Below are 18,738 nucleotides of genomic sequence, written 5' to 3' on the forward strand. Positions count from 1 at the left end.
AATTGGTGTTGCCAGCTCTGCTTTTTAACGGTTTATGCCATTAATCACTATTTTGCGGTAGCAACCTGCATGCCGTAAGGCGCATTTTCCAGTGCCAGATTCAGCACTTCTTCAATGCGCTTGACCGGATGGATTTCCAGATCGGCAATCACGTTCTGTGGAATTTCTTCCAGATCGCGTTTGTTCTCGTCCGGGATCAGAACCACTTTGATGCCACCACGGTGTGCTGCCAGCAGCTTCTCTTTCAGCCCTCCGATAGGTAACACCTGACCGCGTAAGGTGATCTCACCCGTCATCGCCACATCAGAGCGCACCGGGTTACCGGTCAGACAGGACACCAGTGCAGTACACATCGCAATACCGGCACTTGGACCATCTTTTGGCGTTGCCCCTTCCGGTACGTGCACATGGATATCACGTTTTTCATAGAAATCACCGTTGATACCCAGTTTTTCTGCACGTGCGCGTACCACGGTCAAGGCTGCCTGAATGGATTCCTGCATCACTTCACCCAGCGATCCGGTATAGGTCAGTTTCCCTTTACCAGGCACACAGGCGGTTTCGATAGTCAGCAAATCACCGCCAACTTCCGTCCAGGCCAGACCGGTAACCTGACCAACACGGTTTTCGCTGTCGGCACGGCCATAGTCAAAGCGCTGAACCCCAAGAAAATCCTTCAGGTTTTCACCATTAATGGTGATGTGCTTTTTGGTTTTATCCATCAGCAGCGTTTTCACTGCTTTACGGCACAACTTGGACAGTTCACGTTCCAGGCTACGCACACCAGCTTCACGCGTATAGTAACGAATGATACCGACGATTGCGCTGTCATCGACGCTGATCTCTGGAGCTTTCAATGCGTTGCGCTCAATCTGCTTAGGCAGCAAATGCTGTTTCGCAATGTTGAGCTTCTCATCTTCGGTATAACCCGACAGACGGATCACTTCCATACGATCCAGCAGCGGTGCCGGGATGTTCATGGAGTTAGAGGTTGCCACAAACATCACATCGGAGAGATCGTAGTCCACTTCCAGATAGTGATCGTTAAACGCGATGTTCTGCTCCGGGTCCAGCACTTCCAGCAGGGCTGATGCCGGATCGCCGCGCATGTCTGATGACATTTTGTCAATTTCATCTAACAGGAACAGAGGGTTTTTCACGCCCACTTTCGCCATTTTCTGAATCAACTTGCCCGGCATTGAACCGATATAGGTACGGCGGTGACCACGGATTTCCGCTTCGTCACGGACGCCACCCAATGCCATACGAACGTACTTACGCCCGGTGGCTTTCGCAATGGACTGACCCAGCGAGGTTTTACCGACGCCCGGCGGCCCCACCAGACAAAGGATAGGTCCTTTGATTTTGCTGACGCGACTTTGCACCGCAAGATATTCAAGGATGCGGTCTTTAACGCGTTCCAGACCGTAGTGGTCAATGTCCAGGGTTTCCTGAGCCTTGCGCAGATCTTTCTTCACTTTGCTGCGCGCGTTCCATGGAACCTGCACCATCCAGTCGATATAGCCACGCACCACCGTCGCTTCCGCAGACATCGGTGACATCATTTTCAGTTTCTGCAGTTCAGCTTCCGCTTTTTCACGCGCTTCCTGCGGCATTTTGGCCGCATCGATTTTGCGTTTTAATGCTTCGTACTCATCAGGCGTATCATCCATCTCGCCCAACTCTTTCTGAATGGCCTTCATCTGCTCATTCAGATAGTACTCACGCTGGCTCTTTTCCATCTGCTTTTTAACGCGGTTGCGAATGCGTTTTTCAACCTGCAGCAGATCGATTTCAGATTCCATCATCGCCATCAAATATTCCAGACGTTCGTTCACGTCTGACATCTCCAGCACTGACTGTTTATCTGCGAGTTTCAATGGCATATGCGCCGCAACCGTATCCGCCAGGCGTGCCGCATCGTCAATATTATTCAGTGAGGTTAAGACCTCAGGTGGGATCTTTTTATTCAGTTTGATGTAGCCTTCAAACTGATTGATCGCCGTGCGCACCAGCACTTCCTGCTCGCGCTCTTCGATCTCTGGTGAGACCAGATATTCAGCCTGGGCCACAAAGTGGTCGCCGTTGTCAGCAAGCGTAGTGATGTTGGCACGCTGCAAGCCTTCAACCAGCACTTTCACCGTCCCGTCTGGCAGTTTTAACATCTGCAGGACGGAGGCAATTGTACCCACTGAAAAAAGATCGTTTATGCCAGGTTCATCCGTTGAAGCCTCTTTCTGTGCGACCAGCATGATCTTTTTATCATGATCCATTGCGGCTTCGAGGCACCGAATTGATTTTTCCCGGCCAACAAACAACGGAATTACCATGTGCGGATAAACTACCACGTCGCGCAAAGGCAAGACGGGGATTTCAATGCGTTCAGAACGCTCAGGATTCATAGAGCTCTCTCTTAGTTTAGTGTCCGCCAGGTGATGGGTACCGCATCAGGCAGGTATGCGGTCAAACCCACAGGTGTCTGAGTATATGGGGATGATTGTCAGACATTCAATGTCACAACGGTGAGAAATGCAAAAGGGGAAAGATTTTCCCCTTTTTAGATGGCACAATGTGGACGATTTGTTTATTTATTCGCCAGAAGCCTGAGCTTCATGCTTGCCATAAATCAGCATAGGTTCGGACTGACCTTCAATAACTGACTCATCAATCACCACTTTCTCGACGTCGTCCATAGAGGGCAGATCGTACATCGTTTCCAGTAGCGCACCTTCCACTATCGAACGCAGACCACGCGCACCGGTTTTACGTGACATCGCCTTTTTAGCAATCGCCGTCAGGGCTTCATCACGGAATTCCAGATCCACGCCTTCCAGGTTAAACAGCGCCTGATACTGCTTGGTCAGTGCATTTTTTGGCTCACGCAGGATCTGAATCAGCGCCTCTTCACTCAGTTCATTGAGCGTTGCGACGACAGGCAGACGACCAATGAACTCGGGGATCAGACCAAATTTGATCAAATCTTCCGGCTCACACTGCGCCAGCAGCTCGCCTTCCGTTGCTTTTTGCGATTTGCCTTTTACCGTTGCACCAAATCCGATGCCCGAACCGGTTTCAACACGCTGGGAAATCACCTTGTCCAGCCCGGCAAACGCACCACCACAGATAAACAGAATCTTCGAGGTATCGACCTGCAAAAACTCCTGCTGCGGATGTTTACGGCCGCCCTGCGGAGGAACCGCAGCCACTGTCCCTTCAATCAGCTTCAGTAACGCCTGCTGTACCCCTTCGCCCGACACATCACGGGTGATAGAAGGATTGTCTGACTTACGTGAAATTTTGTCGATTTCATCGATGTAGACAATACCACGCTGTGCTTTCTGCACATCGTAGTCACATTTTTGCAGCAGTTTCTGGATGATGTTTTCAACGTCTTCACCTACATAACCGGCTTCGGTTAACGTGGTGGCATCCGCCATGGTGAAAGGCACATCCAGTAAACGGGCAAGGGTTTCAGCCAGCAGCGTTTTACCGCTACCTGTAGGACCGATGAGCAGGATATTACTTTTGCCCAGTTCGATTCCGTTGCTGGTATCCCCGTTGCGCAGACGTTTGTAGTGGTTATACACCGCCACGGCCAGGACTTTCTTGGCCCTTTCCTGACCAATAACGTAATCGTCGAGGTGATGGCGAATCTCATGCGGCGTAGGCAGTGCACTACGTTCGCGATGCGGGGCAACCTCTTTAATCTCTTCGCGAATAATGTCGTTACACAGATCAACGCACTCATCGCAGATATACACTGACGGCCCGGCAATCAGCTTACGCACTTCATGCTGGCTTTTGCCGCAAAAAGAGCAGTACAGCAACTTTCCTGAACCGTCTTTGCGCTTATCTGTCATCAGTTAACCTCTTCTTGTTCTCAGGCCGTACCAGGGGTACAGCACTGGCCGTGGGTACACGGCCGATGTTCATTCAACCCATTATAACCCTGTCCTGTTAACTATAGACCAGAGACAAGGCGAAGTTAGGGCTTATTGGCGATGGGTCAGGATTGAATCGACCAATCCATACTCTACCGCTTCGCTGGCGGAGAGGAAACGGTCACGCTCGGTATCACGCTCAATTTCTTCCAGTGACTTGCCGGTGTGCTCCGCCATGAGTTCATTCATACGCTGCTTCACTTTCAGGATTTCGCGCGCATGGATTTCAATGTCACTCGCCTGTCCCTGATAGCCACCCAGCGGTTGGTGAATCATTACGCGTGAGTTTGGCAGACAGAAACGCTTGCCCTTAGTCCCGGCCGTCAACAGGAAAGCCCCCATTGAACAGGCCTGGCCCATACAAATTGTACTGACGTCCGGCTTGATAAACTTCATGGTGTCATAAATTGACATCCCTGCCGTAATCACGCCACCCGGCGAGTTGATATAAAGGTAAATATCTTTTTCCGGATTCTCTGCTTCCAGAAACAGCATCTGGGCCACAATCAGGTTCGCCATGTGATCTTCTACCTGACCGGTAAGGAAGATTACGCGCTCTTTAAGCAGACGGGAATAGATGTCGTATGAACGCTCGCCGCGCGAGGTTTGCTCGACCACCATTGGCACCAACGCATTGTGCGGTGCAGTAAACTCACGATCGCCACTGTATGACATTACCGTCTCCTGGATAAATTTCATTGGCAACATTCTGTACCGATTTTACGTAAGACGAGCGTCAAAAACTATGCTCTGCCTCTTACCGACAACTCAAGGACGGTTAATCAGTCAGCCGAACTGTTTTTTGCATACTCCCTGTATCTTGGGATGCTGCTCAGTTGTTTCAAGCATAACAACCTTTTCATCAATCGCTAACCCGGAAAAAGCGATGCGTGAACAATTTGCCCAAAAATTAACCAAATAGCGGCAAACCGGCAGACAGCGAGCCTGATACAGAAAAAAGCCCGCGACTTTTCAGGCGCGGGCTTCAGCACAACCGGTTAAACGGACGATTAGGCCTGAGCGGTCTGATTCATCAGTTCCTGGAAGTTAGTTTCTTTCTCAGAAACTTTGGCTTTTGCCAGCACGGCTTCAACAGCCTGCTCTTCCAGCGCGACATTGCGCATGTTGTTCATCAGCTCGTTATTTTTGCTGTAGAACTCGATCACTTCCTGCGGATCTTCATACGCAGAAGCCATCTCTTCGATCAGCACTTTCACGCGATCTTCGTCAGCTTTCAGCTCGTGGGTGCGAATCACTTCGCCCAGCAGCAGGCCGACAACAACGCGACGTTTCGCCTGCTCTTCGAACAGTTCACGTGGCAGTTCCAGCGCCTGCTTCTCATCACCACCGAAGCGCTGTGCAGCCTGACGACGCAGAACGTCGACTTCGCTGTCGATCAGTGCAGAAGGCACGTCGATTGGGTTAGCGTCAACCAGACCATCGATAGCCTGCGTTTTCACGCGGTTACGAATAGCGCCTTTCAGCTCGCGTTCCATGTTTTTACGCACTTCGGCACGCAGACCGTCAACTGAGCCATCTTCTACGCCGAAACGTTTGATGAAGTCTTCAGTCAGTTCTGGCAGTTCGCGCGTTTCAACTTTCTTCAACACGATTTCGAACTTAGCATCTTTCCCTTTCAGGTTTTCAGCATGGTAGTCATCAGGGAATTTCACATCGATAGTGAAGGTTTCACCTGCTTTATGACCCACAACACCTTCTTCAAAACCTGGGATCATGCGGCCCTGGCCCATTGCCAGAACGAAATCTGAGGCTTTACCGCCTTCAAACTCTTCGCCGTCAACTGAACCGGTAAAATCGACAGTCGCGCGGTCTTCTGCGCCCGCAGCGGCGTCGGTTTCAATCCAGTTAGCCTGCTGCTTACGCAGGGTTTCCAGCATGGTATCAACGTCAGCGTCAGTTACCTGAACCTGTGGCTTCTCGACTTCGATGTTTTCCAGGCCTTTCAGCTCAACTTCTGGATACACTTCGAATTCTACCGCATAGGTAAAGTCCTGACCTTCAGTGTATTCACCTGGCACGTAGTTAGGTGCGCCAGCCGGATTGATTTTCTCTTTGATGATGGCGTCAACAAAGTTACGCGTCATCAGATCGCCCAGCACGTCCTGGCGCACAGACGCACCGTAGCGCTGTGCCACGATGTTCATTGGCACTTTGCCTTTACGGAAACCATCGATACGGACTTTCTTCGCCACATCCACCAGTTCTTTTTTAACAGCGCTTTCGATGCTGTCAGAAGCGACAGTAATCGTAATGCGACGGCCCAGGCCCTGAGTGGTTTCTACAGAAACTTGCATCTTGTTACCTCAAAAAATCACGTGCTCGGTCAACTTCAGACACCACACATTGGTTAATGCGCCGTATCTAACAACCGGGACGGCTTCCGTGAAGAGAACCTGATCCCTGTTACCAGAAGCGTCCCGAAGACATTCCGGAAAAATAGACGCAGCATTATAGCGGCATCGCTGAGATGAGTCGAGGATGCTAAGTCACCACTTTTTAGGGAGTTTGCTGCTTTTTTGAGCCGCAGATCGCGTTTAGCCACAATTAAACGCCAAAAACGGCCCGCAGGCCGTTTAAAAATGGTGCACTCAGGCTAGCGTTCCGGCACCGCGGCAGTTGGGTGACGCCAGGACCGTATCCTGCAATCCTTCCCACTCTTTAAGCGTGTACGTATGCAGCGCTAAGGCATGAACGCTTCCCGCCAGTTCTGCACTGAGTTCGCTGTAAATCGCCCGATGACGCGCCAGGAAACGCTGGCCGGTAAAACTGTCACTGACGATCACAACTTTAAAGTGGCTTTCCGAACCCGCAGGCACATTGTGTCGGTAGCTTTCATCGTGGACCTCCAGATGAGCCGGCGCAAAAGCCAGCCGCAGCTTTTCTTCTATCTGTTCTCGAATCATGGTTTTACCCTCAATGGCGAGCGCGGTGCCCCATCTGTTTAAATATTAGTCGGTTTTCTGCCACACTACGCGATGGCGGGCAGAATATTATCATTCCCGCGGTTTCTGCGCGCGCGCCTTATCGGTCGCCGTTTTACGCAACACAACGCGGACGAAACACCATTGCCGCGACTTTACCTCGCGCTGGGGGCTTTATTCACTGCACCGCTTTGCTATGATGGCCGCAGTTTTTGCACACCAACCCATTACATTAACGAGAAAGCGTATGTTGAAAAAACTGTTATTCCCACTGCTGGCTGCTTTTATCCTGGCCGGCTGTGCTTCCAGCAACAACACACTGACGATTCAACCTAAAATTCAGCTGCCGCAACGCGATCCCAGCCTGATGGGCGTCACCGTAAGTATCAACGGTGCTGACCAACGCCGCGATCAGGCGCTGGCAAAAGTGAACCGCGACGGGCAACTGGTCAGCCTCACACCGTCCCGCGACCTGCGTTTCTTACTGCAGGAAGTGCTGGAAAAACAGATGACGGCACGCGGCTATATGGTTGGCCCCAACGGCGCAGTCGATCTGCAAATCATTGTTAATAATCTGTATGCCGACGTGACCCAGGGTGACGTGCGTTACAGCATTACGACCAAGGCAGATATCTCTATTGTTGCCACCGCGAAAAACGGCAACAAGCAGATTAAAAACTACCGTCAGACCTACAGCGTAGAAGGTGCCTTCAGCGCCAGTAACCAGAAAATCACCAACGCGGTGAACTCAACGCTGAGCGATGTGATTGCCGATATGGCGCAGGACACCAGCGTCAACGAATTTATTAAACAAAACTCTCACTAATTTTGCCCCTCGCCCGGCATGATGCCGGGCGCTTTTCAAGGTCAGTATGAATCACTATTTTCGCGTCTTCCGTCAAAAAAATGCCGCTGTGTTACTCCTTCTGGGATTCGCGTCAGGTTTGCCCCTGGCATTAACGAGCGGGACCTTACAGGCGTGGATGACCGTTGATAATATTGATCTGAAAACCATCGGTTTCTTTTCCCTCGTGGGCCAGGCTTACGTGTTTAAGTTTCTCTGGTCACCGATGATGGATCGCTACACACCGCCGTTTCTGGGCCGTCGTAAAGGGTGGTTATTGATCACCCAGCTAGCGCTGGTCGCCAGCATCATCGCGATGGGATTTATGCAGCCCAGCCGGGATTTGACCCTGATGGCGGCACTGGCGGTGTTGATTGCGTTCTGTTCCGCGTCTCAGGATATTGTGTTTGACGCCTGGAAGACGGACGTTTTGCCACCTGAGCAACGCGGAAGCGGCGCGGCTATCACGGTGTTAGGCTACCGACTGGCCATGTTGATATCGGGTGGACTCGCCCTGTGGCTGGCCGATCGCTATCTGGGCTGGCGGGCAACTTACTGGCTGATGGCGCTGTTACTGGTTCCCTGCATCGTCGCAACCTTTATGGCTAACGAGCCGGATAACCGACAGTCCGCGCCTCAGTCGCTTCGTCAGGCGGTGGTCGATCCCCTACGAGACTTTTTTAACCGTAATAATGCCTGGCTGCTGATAACGCTGATCATCCTTTACAAGCTCGGCGATGCGTTTGCCGCCTCGCTCACTACCACCTTCTTAATTCGCGGCGTGGGCTTTAATCCGGGCGATGTCGGGTTGGTTAATAAGACGCTCGGCCTGCTGGCGACTATCATCGGGGCGCTGTATGGCGGCGTGCTGATGCAGCGCCTGAGCCTGTTTCGCGCGCTGATGATTTTTGGCCTGCTACAGGCGGTATCCAATTTTGGCTACTGGCTGCTGGCAGTCACCGACAAGCATCTGTGGAGCATGGCAGGCGCAGTATTTATCGAAAACTTGTGTGGCGGTATGGGCACGGCTGCGTTTGTCGCGCTGCTGATGACGCTGTGCAACAAGTCCTTTTCGGCAACGCAGTTCGCGCTGCTGTCGGCCCTGTCGGCGGTAGGTCGGGTTTACGTTGGCCCTGCGGCGGGCTTCTTAGTTGAACTGTGGGGCTGGCCGACCTTCTATGCGTTTACGGTACTGGCTGGCTTACCGGGTCTGGTGCTGTTAGCATTTTGCCGTGGCACGCTGGATTTCACACAAACAACCGGGCAGTTTTTGCCGCGTACCCGTTTCGCAGCGGGCTACCGCTGGACAAACCGGTTGTTCGCCAGCGGCTGCGGGTTGCTGGCTTTATGGCTGCTGGCACTGGCGCTGAATGCAGCGGGCTTACCCCGTCTGTCGACAGCACTGGTCCCGCTGTTTGAAGCCGGCATGACGTTGGCACTCTGTGGTGTACTCTGCGGTGTGGTGCTGGATTATCGCTCCCTGCATCAGCGTGGGGATCTTCCCGGCATTCGCTAACAGGGTGGGATTTTGGTTAAATTTCGTACAATCGGTTAAGCGCGCCTAATTTGTCTTTGCGTGTCAATTTACAAAAAAATATTTCGGTCAGTGGGTGCATTCGATCAGAATATTTAAAACCGGTGCGCAATTAATTAGGTTAAAATTAATCGAATAAATGATGCAATATTGTTAAATAATTGGGTGATTAAAGTCAGGGTTATACCATTACTACTTTTGTTTAACCCTATATCCATCTCTTTTTGTTATATTGCCGCCAACTGCTTGTCCACGTTAATAATTTGTCACCGAGAACAACATCTGTGACACCCTTAGCAAAAGGTGTCAACATGGTTCTGACACATCCTTAAGCTGGTTTACACTGCATAAACCTTCCCGTAAAATGCGCGCACACTTAAACGACAATAGAGCCCTTTGTCATTGAGGTCGTTAAATGAGACTCAGTAAATACAATAAAAGTTTGGGGATTTTGTCATTAATCGCAGGCACTTTATTAATGAGTGGCTGCGATAATGCATTGTTAAATCCCAAAGGACAGATTGCGCTGGAGCAACGTTCGCTGATACTGACCGCTTTTGGTCTGATGATGATCGTCGTGATACCTGCAGTCTTGATGGCCGTGGTGTTTGCCTGGAAATATCGGGCGTCGAACACTAATGCCAAATACAGCCCTAACTGGTCACACTCCAACAAAGTGGAAGCCGTGGTCTGGACCATTCCGATCCTGATCATCGTTTTCCTTGGTGTGCTGACCTGGAAATCAACCCACGCCCTGGAGCCGAGCAAACCGCTGGCGTCAGACGTGAAACCGGTTGAGATTGATGTGATTGCCCTGGACTGGAAATGGCTGTTCATTTATCCAGAACAAGGTATTGCGACAGTTAACCAGATTGCCTTCCCGGCAAACACACCGGTTAACTTCAAAATCACCTCTAATTCCGTTATGAACTCCTTCTTTATTCCTACGCTCGGTAGCCAGATCTACGCGATGGCAGGCATGCAGACTAAACTGCATCTGATTGCCAACGAGCCAGGAACTTTCGACGGTATTTCCGCCAACTTCAGTGGTCGCGGTTTCTCTGGTATGAAGTTTAAAGCCATTGCCACCAAAGACGACGCGGAGTTCCAGCAGTGGGTTGCTAAAGTTAAAGCGGCACCTAACACGCTGACAACGATGGATGATTTCGAGAAAGTAGCCGTACCAAGCGAAAATCACCCGGTGGAATATTTCTCTTCTGCTAATCCTGAACTGTTCTTGCAGGTCATCAACAAGTTCATGCATAGCCACGGGAAGATGGACATGCCTGAGCATAAAGGCATGGACATGAGTCACACCGCTACCGCGGGAGCCGAGGAATAATACGATGTTCGGAAAATTAACACTGGATGCGGTACCGTTCCATGAGCCGATTGTCATGGTCACGGTTGCCGGTATCATCATCGCAGGTCTGGCGCTTGTCGCTGCCATCACTTATTTCGGTAAGTGGAAATATCTGTGGTCAGAATGGTTCACCTCCATCGACCACAAAAAACTGGGTATCATGTACATCATCATGGCGTTCGTCATGCTGCTGCGCGGCTTTGCCGATGCGGTAATGATGCGTACCCAGCAGGTTCTGGCTTCGGCCGGGGAAGCAGGCATACTGCCGCCGCATCACTACGACCAGATCTTCACCGCGCACGGCGTGATCATGATCTTCTTCGTGGCGATGCCGTTCGTCGTGGGCCTGATGAACATTGCCGTACCTTTGCAAATTGGTGCGCGTGACGTTGCCTTCCCGTTCCTGAACAACCTGAGCTTCTGGTTTACCGCGATTGGTGTAATCCTGGTTAACCTGTCTCTGGGTGTCGGTGAATTCGCACAAACTGGCTGGCTGGCCTATCCACCGCTGTCGGGGGCAGAATACAGTCCTGGCGTGGGGGTAGACTACTGGATCTGGAGTCTCCAGCTCTCCGGTATTGGTACCACGCTGACCGGTATTAACTTCTTCGTGACCATTCTGAAGATGCGTGCGCCGGGCATGGACCTGTTCAAAATGCCGGTATTTACCTGGGCTTCCCTCTGCACCAACGTCCTGATCATCGCTGCGTTCCCGGTTCTGACCGTAACGCTGGCACTGTTGACACTTGATCGTTACCTCGGCTTCCATTTCTTTACCAATGATATGGGCGGTAACATGATGATGTACGTCAACCTGATCTGGGTTTGGGGTCATCCAGAGGTGTACATCCTTGTTCTGCCGGTCTTTGGTGTCTTCTCTGAAGTCACTGCGACCTTCTCGAAAAAACGTCTGTTTGGTTACACCTCACTGGTATGGGCAACTATCGCCATCACCGTGTTGTCGTTCATCGTTTGGCTGCACCACTTCTTCACCATGGGTGCGGGTGCGAACGTAAACGCCTTTTTCGGTATTATGACGATGATTATCGCCATTCCTACCGGGGTTAAAATCTTTAACTGGCTGTTCACCATGTACCAGGGCCGCATTCAGATGCACTCTGCGATGTTGTGGACCGTAGGCTTCCTGGTCACCTTCTCTGTCGGTGGTATGACCGGTGTTCTGCTGGCGGTGCCAGGTGCGGACTTCGTGCTGCACAACAGTCTGTTCCTGATTGCTCACTTCCATAACGTAATTATTGGTGGTGTGGTATTCGGTTGTATGGCAGGCGTGACTTACTGGTTCCCGAAAGCGTTCGGCTTTACGCTGAACGAAACCTGGGGCAAGCGTGCCTTCTGGTTCTGGATCATCGGCTTCTTCGTCGCCTTTATGCCGCTGTACGTTCTGGGCTTTATGGGGATGACACGTCGTCTGAGCCAGGACATCGACCCGCAGTTCCACCCTCTGTTGGTGGTAGCGGCAGGCGGTGCGGCACTGATTGCATGCGGTATCCTTTGCCAGATCATTATGTTCTACGTTTCTGTGCGTGACCGCGACCAGAACCGCGATCTGACCGGTGACCCATGGGGCGCGCGTACGCTGGAGTGGGCAACCTCTTCACCACCGCCGTTCTATAACTTTGCTGTTATCCCGCATGTGCATGAGCGTGACGCTTTCTGGGAAATGAAAGAGAAAGGCGAAGCGTACAAGCAACCGGCTCATTATGAAGAAATTCATATGCCGAAAAACAGCGGTGCTGCGATTGTTATTGCCGCGTTTGCGACCATCTTCGGTTTTGCGATGATCTGGCATATCTGGTGGCTGGCGGGTCTTTCTTTCCTCGGCATGATCGTAACCTGGATCGTGAAGAGCTTCGACGAAGACGTGGATTACTACGTTCCGGTTGCCGAAGTAGAGAAGATTGAAAAGCAGCACTTTGACGAAATCAGCAAAGCAGGTCTGAAATAATGTCAACTGAAACCGTAAAACACCACCACGACGCCCATGCGGAGCATGGGCATCACGATGCAGGAGCCAATAAAGTCTTTGGCTTCTGGATCTACCTGATGAGTGACTGCATTATCTTCGCAACGCTGTTTGCGACCTATGCAGTTATGGTTAACAGCACCGCCGGTGGTCCGGCAGGCAAAGATATCTTTGAACTGCCGTTCGTGCTGGTTGAAACCGCCCTGCTGTTATTAAGCTCCATCACCTACGGCATGGCGGTTATCGCCATGAACAAGGAAAACAAAAGCACCGTTATCGGCTGGCTGGCGTTGACCTTCCTGTTTGGTGCTGGCTTCATCGGGATGGAAATCTATGAGTTCCATCACCTGATTGTTGAAGGCTTTGGTCCTGATCGCAGTGGTTTCCTGTCTGGCTTCTTTACGCTGGTCGGTACTCACGGTCTGCACGTAACCTCTGGTTTAATCTGGATGGCCGTGCTGATGTTCCAGATCGCGAAACGCGGTCTGAACGCCACTAACCGTACCCGTATCATGTGTCTGAGCCTGTTCTGGCACTTCCTGGACGTGGTTTGGATTTGCGTGTTTACCGTAGTTTATCTGATGGGAGCCATGTAATGAGTCATTCTGTTAACGAACATGGTGCATCACACGGTAGCGTGAAGTCTTACATGATCGGCTTCATCCTCTCTATCATCCTGACGGGAATCCCGTTCTGGATGGTAATGGATGGTAGCGCTTCTCATGGAACCATCCTCGGTGTTGTGCTGGTCTGTGCAGTAGTTCAGGTGCTGGTTCACCTGGTTTACTTCCTGCATCTGGACAGCAAATCTGAAGGTGGCTGGAACATGGTGGCCATTGTCTTCTCAGCAATCATTATTCTGATTGTTGTCGTTGGCTCACTGTGGATCATGTGGAACCTCAACTACAACATGATGCCCCACTAAAGAGTCTGTGTAATGTTTAAGCAATACCTGCAAGTTACAAAGCCAGGAATTATTTTCGGGAATTTAATTTCTGTGATCGGCGGATTTTTGCTGGCCTCTAAGGGCAGCATTGATTACGCCCTGTTTCTCACCTCACTGGTTGGCGTGTCGCTGGTTGTTGCATCAGGTTGTGTTTTCAACAACGTGATCGACCGTGACATTGATATCAAGATGGAGAGAACCAGGAATCGGGTGCTGGTAAAAGGCCTTATCTCCGCGAAAGTTAGCCTGGTTTACGCCACTGTGTTGGGTATTGCTGGCTTTGCACTGCTGTATTTCGGTGCTAACCCGCTGGCCATGTGGCTGGCGGTGATGGGCTTCGTGGTATACGTTGGCATTTACAGCCTGTATATGAAGCGTCACTCCGTCTACGGTACGCTGATTGGTAGCCTGTCCGGCGCTGCGCCGCCGGTCATTGGCTACTGTGCAGTGACCAATGAGTTTGATGCTGGTGCCTTAATCCTGCTGGCTATCTTTAGCCTGTGGCAGATGCCGCACTCCTACGCGATTGCCATCTTCCGCTTTAAAGATTACCAGGCTGCCAACATCCCGGTGTTACCGGTGGTAAAAGGCATTTCCGTGGCAAAAAATCACATTACGCTCTATATCCTGGCGTTTATGATTGCCACGCTGATGCTGACGCTGGGCGGCTACGCGGGCTACAAATATCTGGTCGTCGCGTCTGCTGTTAGCGTGTGGTGGCTGGGAATGGCACTGTCAGGCTATAAAACCTCAAACGATCGGGTTTGGGCACGTAAGCTGTTCGTCTTCTCGATTGTGGCGATTACGGCCCTGAGCGTCATGATGTCGGTTGATTTTATGACGCCAGCCTCGAAAGACCTGCTGACCTACGTGCGCTAATGTGTACTAAAACAGCATGAAACGGGCGCGATTTTCGCGCCCTTTCTTTTTGTTACCACTGCTTAAGAACTATTGTTTTACCCGCCCGCTCTCCCTCCCTAGAATAAACGCAGCACAACAACAGAGGTTGGAATGAACGATAACAAAATGACTCCGGTGGAGCTGCGCGCCACGTGGGGCCTCGGCACGGTCTTTTCCCTTCGTATGCTGGGAATGTTTATGGTCCTGCCGGTATTGACCACCTATGGCATGGCACTCCAGGGCGCGAGTGAAACCTTAATTGGCCTGGCCATTGGCATCTACGGCCTGGCACAGGCGATTTTCCAGATCCCCTTTGGCCTGCTGTCCGATCGCATTGGGCGTAAGCCCCTGATTGTGGGCGGCCTGCTGCTGTTTGTACTCGGCAGTGTGATTGCTGCCAGCACGGCGTCCATTTGGGGCATCATACTGGGACGTGCACTGCAGGGTTCCGGGGCGATTGCCGCCGCCGTCATGGCACTCCTGTCTGATTTGACCCGCGAACAGAACCGCACTAAAGCGATGGCGTTTATCGGCATCAGCTTTGGCGTCACCTTTGCCATTGCGATGGTCTTAGGTCCAATAGTGACCCACAAGCTGGGCTTACATGCCTTGTTTTGGATGATCGCGCTCCTTGCGACAATGGGGATTGCGATTACCTTATGGATCGTGCCCTCCTCCTCTCATCACGTGCTTAATCGTGAGTCGGGCATGGTGCGCGGCAGCTTTAGCAAAGTGCTGGCCAACCCAAGGCTGGTCAAACTGAACCTGGGCATTTTCTTTTTGCACATTCTGCTGATGTCGAGTTTTATCGCCCTGCCCGACCAGTTTGAACAGGCTGGCTTACCGCCGTCGGAACACTGGAAAGTGTATCTGACCACCATGCTGATTGCGTTTGCGGGCGTCGTGCCCTTTATCATCTATGCAGAAGTTAAACGCCGCATGAAGCGGGTTTTTGTCGGCTGCGTCGGCATGATGGTCATCGCAGAAATTGTCTTATGGGGCGCGCAGGGGCATTTCTGGACGCTGGTCGTCGGCGTGCAGCTGTTCTTCCTGGCGTTTAACCTGATGGAGGCGATCCTGCCTTCGCTGGTCAGTAAGGAGTCACCTGCCGGTTATAAAGGCACCGCAATGGGGCTTTATTCCACCAGCCAGTTTTTAGGCGTTGCCATCGGCGGTAGCCTGGGCGGTTGGCTGTTTGGCCATTTCGATGCGCAAACCGTATTTATGGTGGGGGCGATCGTGGCCGCGGCCTGGCTTTTTGTCAGTATGACAATGCAGGAACCGCCTTATGTCAGCAGCCTGCGTCTGGTGTTGAGCGATGCCGCACTGGCTGTGCCTAATCTGGAAAAGCGGTTAAAAGCACAGCCTGGCGTCTCATCGGTGCTGATTGTGCCGGAAGAGAAAAGCGCTTACATCAAGATAGACAGTAAAGTCACCAGTCGTCCTGAACTGGAAGCACTCATCGGCAGTTGTTAAAACGGGCTGCAAAGTCTGTGTTGGCAGGGGAAGATTACCTCAGTTGCCGTCAGATACGCGGTAACAGCCCAGATGCATTAAGGTGCCGCGTTTAACGCTGGCACCTTTTTTCATCAGGTAGTCATCGCATCCTGCCTCGGGTTTACAATGACATATCCACCACAATACGGCCTTCAATCTTGCCTGCATGCATCCGGGCAAAGATATCGTTAATATTGCTGAGCGGTTCAATCGCCACGCTGGCTTTCACTTTATGACGGCTTGCAAAATCCAGCGCCTCCTGTAAATCCTTACGCGTTCCGACGATAGAACCCCGCACCGTAATGCCGTCCAGCACCATATCGAAAATAGACAGATCGAATTTGCCAGGCGGCAAGCCATTTAACACCATGGTGCCCCCGCGACGTAACGTGCCGATCGCCTGCTCAAAGGCTTTAGGCGACACCGCCGTGACCAGCACGCCGTGCGCGCCGCCAAAGTGCTCATGAAACACCTTGGCCGGATCGACGTTTCTGGCATTCGCCACCACGCTGGCACCAAGGCGTTGGGCAAAGGCCAGCTTATCGTCATCGATATCGACAGCCGCCACGTTCAGCCCCATCGCGACGGCATACTGTATAGCCATGTGCCCTAACCCACCGATGCCGGAAATCACCACCCAGTCACCGGGTTTGGTGTCGGTCATTTTTAAACCCTTATAGACCGTCACGCCCGCACAGAGCACCGGTGCCACCTCGTTGAATGCGAGGTTTTCGGGGATGATGCCGACATAGTTGGCGTCCGCCACGCAGTATTCGGCAAAACTGCCGTTCACCGAATAGCCGGTATTTTGCTGGCTATGGCACAGCGTTTCCCAGTTATCGAGACAGTGCTCGCAGTGACCGCAGGCGGAGTAGAGCCAGGGCACGCCGACCCGATCGCCCACCTTCAGATGATGTACGTTATCGCCCACCGCGACCACCTGCCCGACGCCCTCATGTCCCGGGATAAAGGGAGGAACGGGCTTCACCGGCCAGTCGCCCTCTGCCGCATGCAGATCGGTGTGACACACGCCCGTCGCCGCGATTTTTACCAGAATCTGACCTGCGCCCGGCTGTGGCACGGGGACCTGCTCAATGACTAACGGCTCACCAAAGGCCTTCACGACCGCGGCTTTCATCATCGTGTTGATTTTCATCGTCATGATTTACGCTCCAGATAGGTTACGGACTTAAAACAGCCCCAGCGGTGCCGTGTCATAGCTGACCAGCAAATTTTTCGTTTGCTGATACTGGCTGAGCGCCATTTTATGGGTTTCACGGCCAACACCGGATTGCTTGTAACCGCCAAAGGCGGCGTGGGCCGGATAGATGTGGTAACAGTTGGTCCAGACACGCCCGGCTTTAATGGCGCGCCCCATGCGGTAGGCTAAATTGCTGTCCCGCGTCCAGACGCCCGCGCCTAAACCAAACTGCGTTTCATTGGCGATGCGCAAGGCTTCTGACTCATCTTTAAAGGTAGTCACACCGATAACCGGGCCAAAAATTTCCTCCTGAAAGCAGCGCATGTTGTTGCTGCCTTTAATCAGCGTAGGCTGAATATAGAAACCGTTATCCAGTTCGGACGATATCAAGGCCCGCTCACCCCCGGTCAGGATCTCGCCCCCTTCGTTGCGGGCAATCTCGATATACGACAAAATTTTATCGAACTGCTGACGCGAAGCCTGCGCGCCAATCATGGTGTCGGTGTCGAGCGGATCGCCGCGCCGAATCGTCGCCACTTTAGCCATCACCCGCTCCATGAAAGGCGCATACACAGACTCATGAATGAGCGCGCGGGAAGGACAGGTACAGACTTCGCCCTGATTAAAAAAGCCTAGCACAAGCCCTTCTACTGCCTTCTCAATAAAATCTGGCTCGCCGTTCATAATGTCGGCAAAGTAGATGTTGGGGGATTTCCCGCCCAACTCTACCGTACAGGGGATAATATTTTCTGCGGCACAGGCCATAATATGACGCCCCACCGGCGTTGAACCGGTAAAGGCGATTTTGGCGATACGCTTACTGGTCGCCAACGCTTCCCCCGCCTCACGGCCAAAGCCCTGCACCACGTTGAGCACCCCGGCAGGAAACAGATCGCCGATCAGCTCCATCAACAGCGTAATGCCCAACGGGGTTTGCTCAGCAGGCTTCAGCACCACACAGTTACCGGCGGCCAGCGCAGGGGCCAGCTTCCATGCCGCCATCAGCAAGGGAAAGTTCCAGGGGATAATCTGTCCCACTACGCCCAGCGGCTCATGAAAGTGATAGGCCACGGTTTTCTCATCGATCTCGCCGGTGCTGCCCTCTTGCGCACGCAGGCATCCCGCGAAGTAGCGAAAATGGTCGGCGGCCAGGGGCAGATCGGCATTGAGCGTTTCCCGAATCGGTTTGCCGTTATCCCAGCTTTCCGCCACGGCCAGCTTTTCCAGGTTGGCATCAATGCGGTCAGCCACCTGAAGCAGCAGGTTGGATCGGGTTTGTACCGAGGTTTTCCCCCAGGCTTCTGCAGCACGATGCGCGGCATCCAGGGCCAAATCAATATCGCGTGCATCGGAGCGCGGGAAGTGAGCAATATCACTGCCGTTGACGGGCGAGGTATTCATGAAATATTGCCCGTTCAGTGGCTCAATAAATTTGCCATCAATGTAGTTGCCGTAGGCAGACTGGAACGTGACTAACGCACCTGGTGAACCGGGATGGGCATAACGCATTGCAAACTCCTTCTGTAGGGTAGACAGGCAGCGGCATGATGTTTTTTTAACGGACAGCTCGCTGTAACCTGACGCTT

General features: G+C 52.3%; 15 protein-coding genes. 8 read left to right on the top strand and 7 right to left on the bottom strand.

Annotated features, from left to right (window positions below; genetic code table 11):
* Positions 1–47 precede the first annotated feature (47 nt).
* The 5 genes from lon to bolA form a co-directional block, all read right to left on the bottom strand.
* Entirely contained in the window at positions 48–2,402 is a 2,355-nt protein-coding gene (lon, locus tag QNH99_RS16625; protein WP_241567242.1) for an endopeptidase La, read from the bottom strand.
* Positions 2,403–2,588: 186 nt separating this feature from the next.
* Complete coding sequence (gene clpX / locus QNH99_RS16630) at positions 2,589–3,860, bottom strand: ATP-dependent protease ATP-binding subunit ClpX (protein ID WP_063878651.1); 1,272 nt, start codon at positions 3,858–3,860, stop codon at positions 2,589–2,591.
* 132 nt (positions 3,861–3,992) lie between these two features.
* A complete protein-coding gene (clpP, locus tag QNH99_RS16635) occupies positions 3,993–4,616 on the bottom strand; it encodes an ATP-dependent Clp endopeptidase proteolytic subunit ClpP (protein WP_096011996.1) in 624 nt (207 codons plus the stop codon).
* Positions 4,617–4,951: 335 nt separating this feature from the next.
* Complete coding sequence (gene tig / locus QNH99_RS16640) at positions 4,952–6,256, bottom strand: trigger factor (RefSeq protein ID WP_063878649.1); 1,305 nt, start codon at positions 6,254–6,256, stop codon at positions 4,952–4,954.
* A gap of 294 nt (positions 6,257–6,550) precedes the next feature.
* Positions 6,551–6,865 (bottom strand): transcriptional regulator BolA, encoded by a 315-nt coding sequence (gene bolA / locus QNH99_RS16645; RefSeq protein WP_063878648.1) that lies wholly within the window; start codon positions 6,863–6,865, stop codon positions 6,551–6,553.
* Between the two features lie 265 nt (positions 6,866–7,130).
* On the opposite strand from bolA, the gene QNH99_RS16650 reads away from it, so the two are divergent.
* From QNH99_RS16650 to QNH99_RS16685, 8 genes are all read left to right on the top strand, one after another.
* Positions 7,131–7,709 carry a lipoprotein gene (locus tag QNH99_RS16650; RefSeq protein ID WP_063878647.1) on the top strand — a complete coding sequence of 193 codons (579 nt, stop codon included), beginning with the start codon at positions 7,131–7,133 and terminating at the stop codon, positions 7,707–7,709.
* Positions 7,710–7,755: 46 nt separating this feature from the next.
* Positions 7,756–9,243, top strand: a complete 1,488-nt coding sequence (ampG, locus tag QNH99_RS16655) for a muropeptide MFS transporter AmpG (protein WP_172897417.1) — start codon at positions 7,756–7,758, stop codon at positions 9,241–9,243.
* Positions 9,244–9,676: 433 nt separating this feature from the next.
* Positions 9,677–10,603, top strand: a complete 927-nt coding sequence (gene cyoA / locus QNH99_RS16660; RefSeq protein WP_063878645.1) for a cytochrome o ubiquinol oxidase subunit II — start codon at positions 9,677–9,679, stop codon at positions 10,601–10,603.
* Positions 10,604–10,607: 4 nt separating this feature from the next.
* Positions 10,608–12,590, top strand: a complete 1,983-nt coding sequence (gene cyoB / locus QNH99_RS16665) for a cytochrome o ubiquinol oxidase subunit I (RefSeq protein WP_063878644.1) — start codon at positions 10,608–10,610, stop codon at positions 12,588–12,590.
* Positions 12,590–13,204: a cytochrome o ubiquinol oxidase subunit III gene (locus QNH99_RS16670; protein WP_410516943.1), complete on the top strand. Its 615-nt coding sequence runs from the start codon at positions 12,590–12,592 to the stop codon at positions 13,202–13,204. Before cyoB ends, QNH99_RS16670 begins: the two co-directional genes overlap by 1 nt.
* Positions 13,204–13,533 (top strand): cytochrome o ubiquinol oxidase subunit IV, encoded by a 330-nt coding sequence (locus QNH99_RS16675; protein ID WP_013024878.1) that lies wholly within the window; start codon positions 13,204–13,206, stop codon positions 13,531–13,533. Before QNH99_RS16670 ends, QNH99_RS16675 begins: the two co-directional genes overlap by 1 nt.
* Positions 13,534–13,545: 12 nt before the next feature.
* Positions 13,546–14,433, top strand: coding sequence for a heme o synthase (gene cyoE / locus QNH99_RS16680; protein ID WP_096011998.1), 888 nt, complete (start codon positions 13,546–13,548; stop codon positions 14,431–14,433).
* Between the two features lie 132 nt (positions 14,434–14,565).
* The gene (locus QNH99_RS16685) at positions 14,566–15,930 is read left to right on the top strand and encodes an MFS transporter (RefSeq protein ID WP_063878641.1); all 1,365 of its coding nucleotides are present in this window, start codon (positions 14,566–14,568) and stop codon (positions 15,928–15,930) included.
* Between the two features lie 142 nt (positions 15,931–16,072).
* Here QNH99_RS16685 and adhP read toward each other — a convergent pair whose 3' ends face one another.
* Together adhP and QNH99_RS16695 are read right to left on the bottom strand one after the other, a co-directional pair.
* Positions 16,073–17,113: an alcohol dehydrogenase AdhP gene (adhP, locus tag QNH99_RS16690; RefSeq protein ID WP_063878640.1), complete on the bottom strand. Its 1,041-nt coding sequence runs from the start codon at positions 17,111–17,113 to the stop codon at positions 16,073–16,075.
* A 27-nt stretch (positions 17,114–17,140) separates the two neighbouring features.
* Positions 17,141–18,661, bottom strand: a complete 1,521-nt coding sequence (locus QNH99_RS16695; RefSeq protein WP_063881116.1) for an aldehyde dehydrogenase family protein — start codon at positions 18,659–18,661, stop codon at positions 17,141–17,143.
* Between the last annotated feature and the right edge of the window lie 77 nt (positions 18,662–18,738).

This window comes from Pantoea allii (genome assembly GCF_046529425.1).
Taxonomy (GTDB): domain Bacteria; phylum Pseudomonadota; class Gammaproteobacteria; order Enterobacterales; family Enterobacteriaceae; genus Pantoea; species Pantoea allii.

Excerpts from the sequence above, each read along its gene's own strand:
- lon (WP_241567242.1), bottom strand. The coding sequence starts at position 2,402 with ATGAATCCTGAGCGTTCTGAACGCATTGAAATCCCCGTCTTGCCTTTG.
- clpX (WP_063878651.1), bottom strand. The coding sequence starts at position 3,860 with ATGACAGATAAGCGCAAAGACGGTTCAGGAAAGTTGCTGTACTGCTCT.
- clpP (WP_096011996.1), bottom strand. The coding sequence starts at position 4,616 with ATGTCATACAGTGGCGATCGTGAGTTTACTGCACCGCACAATGCGTTG.
- tig (WP_063878649.1), bottom strand. The coding sequence starts at position 6,256 with ATGCAAGTTTCTGTAGAAACCACTCAGGGCCTGGGCCGTCGCATTACG.
- bolA (WP_063878648.1), bottom strand. The coding sequence starts at position 6,865 with ATGATTCGAGAACAGATAGAAGAAAAGCTGCGGCTGGCTTTTGCGCCG.
- QNH99_RS16650 (WP_063878647.1), top strand. The coding sequence starts at position 7,131 with ATGTTGAAAAAACTGTTATTCCCACTGCTGGCTGCTTTTATCCTGGCC.
- ampG (WP_172897417.1), top strand. The coding sequence starts at position 7,756 with ATGAATCACTATTTTCGCGTCTTCCGTCAAAAAAATGCCGCTGTGTTA.
- cyoA (WP_063878645.1), top strand. The coding sequence starts at position 9,677 with ATGAGACTCAGTAAATACAATAAAAGTTTGGGGATTTTGTCATTAATC.
- cyoB (WP_063878644.1), top strand. The coding sequence starts at position 10,608 with ATGTTCGGAAAATTAACACTGGATGCGGTACCGTTCCATGAGCCGATT.
- QNH99_RS16670 (WP_410516943.1), top strand. The coding sequence starts at position 12,590 with ATGTCAACTGAAACCGTAAAACACCACCACGACGCCCATGCGGAGCAT.
- QNH99_RS16675 (WP_013024878.1), top strand. The coding sequence starts at position 13,204 with ATGAGTCATTCTGTTAACGAACATGGTGCATCACACGGTAGCGTGAAG.
- cyoE (WP_096011998.1), top strand. The coding sequence starts at position 13,546 with ATGTTTAAGCAATACCTGCAAGTTACAAAGCCAGGAATTATTTTCGGG.
- QNH99_RS16685 (WP_063878641.1), top strand. The coding sequence starts at position 14,566 with ATGAACGATAACAAAATGACTCCGGTGGAGCTGCGCGCCACGTGGGGC.
- adhP (WP_063878640.1), bottom strand. The coding sequence starts at position 17,113 with ATGACGATGAAAATCAACACGATGATGAAAGCCGCGGTCGTGAAGGCC.
- QNH99_RS16695 (WP_063881116.1), bottom strand. The coding sequence starts at position 18,661 with ATGCGTTATGCCCATCCCGGTTCACCAGGTGCGTTAGTCACGTTCCAG.